We start from the raw sequence: 9280 nt of genomic DNA, 5'->3' as shown, positions 1-9280 counted from the left end.
GCGAACAACAAGTCGATCTCGTCGTTACGATCGGCTGTCGAGCGATGCATCGCACATTTCAAGAACTGGAAGATACTCGCTACCGGATATCGAGGGCGCCTCGCCGAACTCCCCGGAATTGTCCGCATCATCACGGCGCTCGAATTCTATCGACTCGGCTGGTAATGCTCGTGAATAAGGCTCTTAGTCAGCGTTCTCATCGACCGGATGGCGAACAACTGCAGTCAGAATCGCCACCTCACCATTCTGACCATGCAGGAAGAAAGAAAGATCGTCCGCGCCGACAAAATTCTATATGATGTGGACATGACAGGCATCGGGGGCGGCGTCGCAGCAGCATTCGGGTTCCGATATCAATACCTGGTTACCGTCGAGTTGCTGCTGGACATGTACGAATCGGCCTCTCGGTCGGACTGGCGGGTTGACGTTGATCGCGTCGATCAGGATTCAGCGGACATCCTCGTCTACGGCCCGACACAGGGCCCGGTCCGCGCTCTCCAGGTCAAGGCATCGATGCCCGCCTCGTCCACCACCATGGGCATGCGCACTGTGTCGAGCTGCCTCGACGTGCTGGAAGCCGAGCACCCCGACGCGTGCGAACTGACGCTCATCACGAACCGCACCCTCACTTCGGACGCAGCCCAGTACGCAGCCCGGCTGAACGAACACCACGAGATCGCCGCGGATGAGCAACGCCGGATTGTCGACGCACGCGAAGAGACGTTGCTCGCGCTGACCGCCCGCCTGGTCGAGCGCGTTGCCCGGATACGAGTGCGTGGCAAAGGCGGGGTCGGCCAGCGGCTGCATCACATCCTGGTCGCGCTGCTAGTCGATCTTGTCCACGACCGTGGTTCGCAGACCGGACATCAAGGCATCGATCGCGATCAGGTCGCCGGCATTCTGAACGAGTCGGCGGCCGTGCTCGCAGATGCCGCCGGCGGGCGCGTCTGGGGACGGACGTTCGGCGTTCCCGACGACAGGTACCTCCCGCGGCCGGACATCGCGTCCCGTCTCTCCAAACGGTTGCCCGGCGACAGCCTATTGTCCGGGATGCCCTCGGTCGCCGTGCTCCACGGCATATCCGGATCCGGAAAGTCGGCGGTGGCCGCGGCATGGGCCGCCTCGCGCCGCGACCACTATGCCTTCACCCTGTGGATCGACGCGTCGTCCAACGAAATGCTGGCGGAACAGCAACCAGCGATCCTGGGTCGGCTGGGCGGCGAAGGCTACGCGGGAGACGTGCCAGCGCAGATCTTCTGCGATCTCCTCTCGGATCTGCCCGTTCCCTGGCTGCTGGTCCTCGACGGCGCCATTGACTGGCCGACGACGCACAAGTGGATTCCATCCTCTGGATACGGCCACGTGATCGTGACGACAAACCGGGGCGACTGGCCCATTGATACCGCGCCACTGCTGGAAATTAAGGCAATGACCGCCGAGGAAGCGACTGCCCTCATCCGGGACCGGCTGTCGACGCCTTCGCCGGTCGATCCGGTCGCGACAACCGATCCGGTCGCGGCGGAATTCGCCGCCTGCCTCGGTTCCTGGCCGCTGGCGATCGACCTGGCATGCGCATGGGTCCGCTCGCTCGGCGGCGACTTTTCCCGGCTTCGAGAATTCCTTGACCGGCTCGACCGCTTCAATCTGACGAATGAAGACACCATACTGGGCAGCTATCCGAGAAGTGCCGGGCGGGTTGTTCGCGAACTCCTGACCAGTCTTTCCGGGCAAGCATTCGCCGTGTTGTCCGTCGTCACGGCGAGCGGCGGGTCCCACGTCCCAGTTGCACTCGTCGAGCAGTGGGCGTCGTCGCTGCCTGGAGAAGTCCTCCCCCCAGTCGACGCTCGAGCTGCGATCGACGAACTGATCGGCGCATCCCTCGTCAAAAAACGACTTCGCTACGATGTCAAAAGCGTTCACGGCCTCGACGAAGCGCTTTACATACACGACGGTATCCTGGTCGCCGCACGCGAATTGGCGATCGGTATCGAAATCGGCTATTTGTATAGCTGGGTGAGCACTTGCACCGACGTTCTGGCCCCGTTAGTCGATCAAGCGCTTTTTTCTGACGCGTCGGCGTTGCTGCCCGCCGCCGACAGGCTCTTGACGACGGTGTTGTCCGCCGCCCTGGCCGGCGACGCCGACCAGCAGGCCGCTGAGTGGCTCCGGGTCAGTGCAACAGTCCTCATGCACAATGTCGGAATACTCGCGATCTTAACCGGCCTGTTCGAGCTGGCATCGAAGTGGCTTACCAGCGCTTTCAACCTCCGCGAACGCATGGGTAGCGCCGCCGCTCACGACGAACGAGCGCTGGCGGTTATGCAGATCCAGACGCTTGCCATGCTCATGGAAGCAGTCCTGCGCCAGAAGCACGTTGAGCGAATCCGGCCGATTCTCGAAGCGGCGGTCCACTACGCATCAGCCCACCGCCCCTCCGATCTCAGTGCACCCGGCGTACCTGTCTCAGGCGCGCTACACACACTTGCGGAGGCCGCGAAGTACGCTCAAGACGACTGCTCGGACCTTCGCGACTGGATCGTCGATACGCTGGAGCAGCAAGCAGGCATCGTCCCAGAGACCACTCCGCTCCAGCTTCGCATCCAAGAGTTCGCGAGTGCTGTAGCGCGCGCTCAACGCTATGCGGAAACCGAACAATGGTCCAAGGCTGCGGACACAGTCCTCGTTATCGTCAACGAAGCAGCAGCAGCCGGAGTGCTCACCCATGACGGAATCGAAGCAATCCTCGATGTCGGTCTTACCCTCATGCGTTCATTTCTGACGCGCCCGCATCGTCAGCCCCCCGCATCATTGAAGAACGCCCTGCAGCGGATCACACAATGGTGTCACGAATTCTCCGATTTGCTCAACGATGATCAGCGATCCCGGCTTGCCGTCCTAGCGCCGATTGCCGACCTAGACGTACGCGAGCTGCGCCGTGCTCTCGAAAACATCCGTGCGACGGCAGTGGACTCAAAGCAGTTGCACGCCTGGCAAAAACTTGGCGAGGCCGCGGAAGAAACAATCGCCGCGTCGAACCGGATACGCGACCTGTGGGGTCTCGGAAGGCTTCCCGACGGGTTCACGGTCGTGCGATCGATCGACGGCGGAACGAACTGCCTCTGGTGGCCAGCAATTGCCCGGGACGAAGCCGTGCTCGTCTTCGTGACCGCGAGCCTATCGATGTTCGTCGGCAACACCGTGCAGGACCCGATGCTGGAATCGATGGTGCAAGCGGGATTCCCCGATCGGCTCGACGCCGATGGGCAGCCGCAAGCCGTCACCGGTTGGACAGTACGCATCGACGGACTGAACGTGGTGCTGCGCGACACCACCGGCGACGCCTGGCTCGAAGCAGACGTGAACCCCGGCGAGCCGATCGGGGTCCACTGGATCGATGCCATCAGGCGAGCGGACTGGGTCCGCGTGATCTACGCCGACCCGGCGGACCAGTCGCTCGACGAACTGCTCGCCGTACCGAACCAAGGGTTCGTGGCCGTCGTCGGAAAACCCGTCCCACGCGGACATCGGCTGCGGAAGTTCTTCACCCGAGGCAGAAGCCGTCGATGACCAAGGAGCCGACCGCACTCATCGTCCGGGTCGGCGAGGTCGGCGGGAACGCCGGCAGTGCGCCGTGGGACTTCGGCATGCAGGCGTGGCGCTGGGACCGCCGGGCCGAGCTCGACGACGGGGAAATCGCTGCCGTGACTGCGCTGGGAGCCGCAAGCCTGCGCCGCAACCGGGCGGTGGGCACTCCGCGACGGACCGCGACCAGTTGGAAAGCGTTGTCCCGCTTGGTTGAGCCCCTGGATACGGCCCGGGCCGTTTTGCATCATGACGATGCACCCCGCTTCCGGCGCGCAGGGGCGCACGCGGCAGCGATCGTCTTGCAGCACTGCGCGGACACAGGCCGGTCCTACTGGTCTTGGACGACGTGGGACTGGGCGCGGCTTTGCGGTGCCAGCGCTGAGGAATTCCTCGCCGCACGAACACTGCCGACTGAGTAGACAGTGCGGCCTTTCCTTATCGCTCTTGGCTATTTGATCGGTGAGTTCACCGGATTCCAGCACCTGGGCAACTTCAACCGGCTGCGCCTGGCCTGCCTGGTTTTGGGCGCCGACACCGTTGAGGCGTCGATCGGTCAGGCGGCTGGCCTTCTGGACCAGTGGGGATACCGCGGACCGCTGGGCCGCAAGCACCGGCTGCGCGGCCTGTTCAGCCAAGCTCTGCTGATCAACCGCAGCCCACGGCTGGAAGATCTGACCACCGAGGCGTTCACGGCGCTGCGTGCCCACCCGGCCAACAGCGGGCGTTATAGCGAAATGCTGCATGCCTTGCAGCGCGCCGTCGCCGCACTCGGCCATTGCGACCCGCCCGTGCGCTCTGGCTAAACCACGCCCCCGGCATCACGGGCACCGATCCGGCCTGGGCATCATGGCTGGAACGCTGGCACGCCACGTCGACGCTGAGCCCACGGGTCCGGGCCACTGTCCGCACGATCATGGCCAAGGCCGGGCGATGGCTGGCCAGCGAATACCCTGAGATCACCGAGCCCGGGCAATGGACGAGACAGACCTGCGCTGCCTGGGTCGCCGCCGTCGACCGCATGGCGGTTGGTGATCACGTCCAGCGTCGTGACCACCTCCGCGACCGCACCGGGAACCCGATTTCGCCGCGCACCAAGGCACACATCCTCAACGCGACCCGGACGTTCTTCCGTGACTGCCAGGAATGGGAATGGTTTCCCCGCCGATTCGACGCCGCCCGGGCATTGTCCGTGCCGCGCAGCGTCGCCGCCCTGATCGGCACCAACCCCCGCGTGATCGCCGACGATATCTGGGCAAAGCTGCTCTGGGCCGGACTGAACCTGCAGCCAACGGACCTGCCCGGCAACTCCGCTGACGCCTACTACCCAGGCGGATCCGGATCCTGGGCGCCACCGCACACCCGACGGCCGCGTGGGTCACCCAAACCGCAAAGAATCTCGTCATGGAACTCGAAGACGCAGACTGCCGGGCGCGATTCCTGATTCGCGACCGCGACGGCAAATTCCCCGCCCTATTCGATACCGTCCTGACAGAGACAGGGATCAAGGTCGTGCTCAGCGGCATCAAGATGCCGAGAATGAACTCAATCATGAAAAGATGGGTGTAGACCTGCCGCCGCGAACTCCTGGACCGCACACTGATCTGGAACCAGCGGCACCTGCTCCACGCCTTACGGGAATTCGAAGACTTCTACAACTCCCACCGACCTCACCAAGGCATCGCGAACGCCCGCCCGCTACGTCCCTTGCCTGCGCCGACCGCCAAACCGGAGCAACTCGATCCCCGCAACATCCGTCGACACGACCGGCTGGGTGGCATCCTTCACGAGTACCACCACGCAGCATGACCTGCACGGATATGCTTCGGCAAGCACAGGGTCGGTGATCCGGCGACTCCCACTGCCCGCCCGCCACGGTCACAGCGATCACCCACGGCTCGACAGCTGGGTGTGGCGGCGCCTCGCGGGGCTCAGCTGTGCGCTGCGGGTGCCGCGGTCTGGGTGGTGCCGGCGGTGAGGTGGTCTTGCAGCCCCGACAAACGGTCTTCTCGCCACGGACTTCTTTCACATCGACACCATCGGGCTGCAACGGCTCTACGCCCTGTTCGTCATGGAAGTCCGCACCCGCACCGTTCACATCCTCGGCATCACCACCCACCCCACCGCCGCCTGGGCCACGCAACACGCCCGGCAGCTGCTGTGGCAGCCCGGCGACCGCGCCGCCACATGTACGCACCTCATCCGCGACCGCGACGCGAAGTTCACCGCCGCCTTCGACACAATCTTCACCAGAGAAGGCATCACGGTCACGAAGACCCCGCCGCACAGCCCGAACTACAACCCGCACGCGGAACGATTTACACGCTCCGTTCGCGAAGAGTGCACCAACCGAGTGCTGATCTTCGACAGAGGTCACGCGGAGAAGATCCGCCAGGAATACGCCTGCCACTTCAACACCCATCGGCCCCACCCAGCCCGCGACCAGCAGGCACCCCCCGACGACCCGAACGTCATACCCCTGCCGACAGCTCGGATCGAACGCCGACAAGCCGTGGCGGGACTCATCAACGAGTACCACCAAGCAGCCTGACGGCCCGACGAAACCCCAGCTCACAACCAGCGAACCCTTTTTGAAGCACTACGGGGACTCTGTGCCTCAAACAAGCGAGGTTTGTGGCAGAGGGTGCTGGCGGGCGTTGGAAGCCCGGCTGATGATCTTTAGGCAGGGTTCATGGGCGGTACCTGGGTCGGTTCCCCAGATCGCTAGGGTCGAACACCGCCGCCGACCACCTCGATGTCCTCACGATGGCGCTGGCCGCGCTCCCGGCCCACGCCGGATCGCGCCGTCGGCAGCAAGGCTGGGTGCGGACGGCGTCGGCAATAATGCCCCTGGCGACGGCGGTCGGGCACCGGGCCATGCGAACAGCTGCGTTCACCAGCGGCAACACCGGCGCGCGAAAAAGCCGCGAGCAGACATTGCTCGTTGTGCATCACTCTCCATGCATTCTCCGTCAACTGCGACGAAGGCGTGCGGCGGAGATGCTCGTTCCCTGTGCGTTATTACGGACGCGCCGCACGGAGCGAGCAGCACCGGGGGTCGAGTCCGGCCACGGTGGCGCGAGTAGCGGGCATTCCCGCAGCGCCGTGCCCGGATTCGGTCCAAAGCCCAGTGGACGGACGCGCGACCGCTGTCCTGGACCGACGTCCGGGCGCCGGCCCACCCAACGACCGGTGGCGGTGGAAACCCAGGACGTTCATCGTTGTGCCCGTCGCACGATCGCTTCGGCGCGAAGCAGGACCGGGCGATCGATCATCTGCCCGTCGAGCGACGCGACCGCACCATCTGCTCCGGCGGCCAAGACTCGCTGTGCCCAGCGGAGTTCGCCGTCGGACGGGGTGAACGCAGTGTTCGCGTGCTCGACTTGGCGCGGGTGGACGCAGAGTTTGCCGGTGAAACCCAGCGTCACGCTGTGGTCGAGATCGGCTTGCAGCGCAGCTTCGTCGTCGAGCGCGGTGGTGACGCCGTCGATGGGGGCGCCACAGCCGGCGGTGGCCGCGGCAAGCACCAGAGCGGAGCGTGCGTGCCGTAGTGCCTCGTGCGAGCAATGATCGATGCCGAGCTGCGCGGCCAGGTCGACGCTACCGAAAGCTGGCCGCACGACCGCGGCCGCGCTGCACACCGCGACCGCGCGGGTGACGCCAGCTGCAGTTTCGATGAGCGGGATGATGCCGGCGCGGGGGGCCCGGGCGGCGACCGCACCGATCTGGTCGGCGCTTTCGGCTTTCGGCACCATGAGGGCGGTGGCGAGCCCGGACACGGCGGTCAGATCCTGATCGTGCCACGGGGTGCGCGCGGGGTTGATCCGCACGACTGCGCGGTTGCCCGCGGCGAGCCAGGTACGCGCGTGCTCGCGCGCCGTGTCTTTCTGATCGGGCGCGACCGCGTCTTCCAGATCCAGCACCACGAGGTCGGCCCCGCTGCCGGCGGCCTTGTCGAACCGATCGGGGCGGTAACCGGGCACGAACAGGAGTGTCCGCGCGGCGGCGATGGTGTCGTTCACCGGCCGATCCCCCGCAAGGTTCCGGTGGCGGGTCGCCGGTCGTGCACCGCATGGTCGCCAGCCTCGGGTCCCGGCCAGGCGCGCACCACCATGCCCTGGTGGTCGAACAGCGGGGACACCAGCCGGTAGTCGAATTCGAGGTTGCCGTCGTAGCCGGACCGTCGCGCCGGCTCGGCCATCGCCGGCAGCGGTCCGTGGGTGACCACACCGGGGCAGCCTTCGAGGTCCCGGGCGCAGTCACGGTCGCGGTGGATGCGGTGTGCGCTGTAGGCCAGCGGGGAGGGCCCGAACAGCAGCGTCGGTGAGACGTCAATGCTCCACTTCCCGTCATCTGCCGGCACGGTCGGCGCGTCCTCGGACGACGGGGCACCGCCGGAGAGGGCTTCCCGGTTGACCACGTGCTGCTCCTCCTCGACCACCACCTGGCCGCCCTGGGTGATCTGATCGTTTCGCGCGGACACACGCCGTTCGCGGGCCGTCACGAGTGGACGGTATCTTCTTTTTCGCGTGCCTTCGTACGGACCGCGTCCATTGTGGCCTGTTCCGAGACCAGGTGGCGGTACGACATGACCGTCGTGCCCATGTCCAGGCCCGCCACGCAGATGAGTTTGCCTTGCCTACCGTACGCGACGAGCAGCTTTTCTCCGTTTCGCGAGAGGATTTCGGTCTCGTCATACCCGGTCGTGGAACCGACGCTCTGCAGGCGCATCCCGTACTGGTCCGACCAGAAGTAGGGGGCGCTGGCGAAGCCCTCCGGGTCGTGCTTGCCGAGCAGCCGGCGGGCGGCGTACGTGCCTTGCTCGATCGCGTTGGTCCAGTGTTCGACGCGGACATGCCGCTGATACAACGGGTTGTACCAGTGTGCCACGTCTCCGGCCGCGACGACGCCGGTTGTTCCCCGTACCGCGCACGTCCGGTCGCACGGCACACCGCGGGCCGTGTCGAGGCCGGAGGAGGCCAGCCAGTCTACGGCCGGGACCGAACCGATGGACACCAGCACGATGTCCGCCGGTAGGTGTGTCCCGTCGGCCAGGGACACCGATTCCACCGTCCCGGCGCCGTGGATACCGGACACCCTCCGTCCACAAAGGATTTCCACGCCGCGGTCGCGATGGAGAGCAGCCAGGTGCTCGCCGAAATCCGCGCCGAGCGCGTGGCCGAGCGGCACCTCGGCGGCCTCGACCACGGTCACGTGCAGGCCGAGCTTGCGGGCCACGGCCGCCACCTCAAGCCCGATGAAGCCACCGCCGATGAGCACGAGCCGCTGGGCGCCCGCGAGCGCCTGATGCATCCGCACCCCATCGTCGAGGCTGCGCAGCGAAAAGACGTTGCCGAGTTGCTGGAACGGCGACGGGCGGGCGAGGGAGCCGGTCGCGACCACGAGGCCGTCGTAGGGCAGCGTGACCGCATCGGCGACGACCGTGCGAGCGCCGAAATCCACGTGCCGCAAGGATGCGGTGACGAGCTCCAGGCCGAGGTCATCCGGCCAGGGGGTCCGGATGGTGGTCTCGTCGATGCGGCCCTCCAGGATGCCCTTCGACACTTCGGGCCGCCGGTACGGGGAGGCGGGTTCGGAGTCGACGAGCTGGATCCGCCCGTCGAAGCCGGCCTGGCGCAAGGTGCGAGCAGCGCTGAGCCCGGCTGTGGCGGCGCCCGCGATCACAACACGTCGCATG

9 protein-coding genes are annotated in these 9280 nt (G+C 65.9%); 6 read left to right on the top strand and 3 right to left on the bottom strand.

The features are described from left to right. Positions 1–15: 15 nt before the first annotated feature. The 6 genes from ACWDKQ_RS23160 to ACWDKQ_RS23135 all read left to right on the top strand — a co-directional run bounded on the left by ACWDKQ_RS23160 (position 16) and on the right by ACWDKQ_RS23135 (position 6133). Entirely contained in the window at positions 16–165 is a 150-nt protein-coding gene (locus ACWDKQ_RS23160) for a hypothetical protein (RefSeq protein ID WP_450140842.1), read from the top strand. A 42-nt stretch (positions 166–207) separates the two neighbouring features. Then, on the top strand, positions 208–3567 hold the full coding sequence (locus ACWDKQ_RS23155) for a hypothetical protein (protein ID WP_450140841.1): 3360 nt from the start codon (positions 208–210) through the stop codon (positions 3565–3567). Next, positions 3564–4004: a hypothetical protein gene (locus tag ACWDKQ_RS23150; protein ID WP_450140840.1), complete on the top strand. Its 441-nt coding sequence runs from the start codon at positions 3564–3566 to the stop codon at positions 4002–4004. Before ACWDKQ_RS23155 ends, ACWDKQ_RS23150 begins: the two co-directional genes overlap by 4 nt. A 33-nt stretch (positions 4005–4037) precedes the next feature. Then, positions 4038–4388: a hypothetical protein gene (locus ACWDKQ_RS23145; RefSeq protein WP_450140839.1), complete on the top strand. Its 351-nt coding sequence runs from the start codon at positions 4038–4040 to the stop codon at positions 4386–4388. After that, positions 4361–5026, top strand: a complete 666-nt coding sequence (locus tag ACWDKQ_RS23140; protein WP_450140838.1) for a hypothetical protein — start codon at positions 4361–4363, stop codon at positions 5024–5026. Before ACWDKQ_RS23145 ends, ACWDKQ_RS23140 begins: the two co-directional genes overlap by 28 nt. Positions 5027–5653: 627 nt before the next feature. Continuing rightward, positions 5654–6133, top strand: coding sequence for an integrase core domain-containing protein (locus ACWDKQ_RS23135; protein WP_450140837.1), 480 nt, complete (start codon positions 5654–5656; stop codon positions 6131–6133). Between the two features lie 664 nt (positions 6134–6797). Here ACWDKQ_RS23135 and ACWDKQ_RS23130 read toward each other — a convergent pair. From ACWDKQ_RS23130 to ACWDKQ_RS23120, 3 genes are read right to left on the bottom strand one after another with little or no spacing between them, the layout of a single operon-like run. Then, positions 6798–7604 carry an HpcH/HpaI aldolase/citrate lyase family protein gene (locus ACWDKQ_RS23130; protein ID WP_450140836.1) on the bottom strand — a complete coding sequence of 269 codons (807 nt, stop codon included), beginning with the start codon at positions 7602–7604 and terminating at the stop codon, positions 6798–6800. Further along, positions 7601–8065, bottom strand: coding sequence for a hypothetical protein (locus tag ACWDKQ_RS23125; protein WP_450140835.1), 465 nt, complete (start codon positions 8063–8065; stop codon positions 7601–7603). Before ACWDKQ_RS23125 ends, ACWDKQ_RS23130 begins: the two co-directional genes overlap by 4 nt. A 17-nt stretch (positions 8066–8082) precedes the next feature. After that, positions 8083–9279 carry an NAD(P)/FAD-dependent oxidoreductase gene (locus ACWDKQ_RS23120; RefSeq protein WP_450140834.1) on the bottom strand — a complete coding sequence of 399 codons (1197 nt, stop codon included), beginning with the start codon at positions 9277–9279 and terminating at the stop codon, positions 8083–8085. Position 9280 lies beyond the last annotated feature (1 nt).

Source organism: Saccharopolyspora sp. NPDC000995, from assembly GCF_053599315.1.
This window is presented reverse-complemented; position numbering and strand designations above follow the sequence as displayed.

Bases quoted from the DNA above. Each gene is read 5' to 3' on its own strand.
- ACWDKQ_RS23155 (WP_450140841.1), top strand. From the start codon at position 208: ATGGCGAACAACTGCAGTCAGAATCGCCACCTCACCATTCTGACCATG.
- ACWDKQ_RS23150 (WP_450140840.1), top strand. From the start codon at position 3,564: ATGACCAAGGAGCCGACCGCACTCATCGTCCGGGTCGGCGAGGTCGGC.
- ACWDKQ_RS23135 (WP_450140837.1), top strand. From the start codon at position 5,654: ATGGAAGTCCGCACCCGCACCGTTCACATCCTCGGCATCACCACCCAC.
- ACWDKQ_RS23120 (WP_450140834.1), bottom strand. From the start codon at position 9,279: ATGCGACGTGTTGTGATCGCGGGCGCCGCCACAGCCGGGCTCAGCGCT.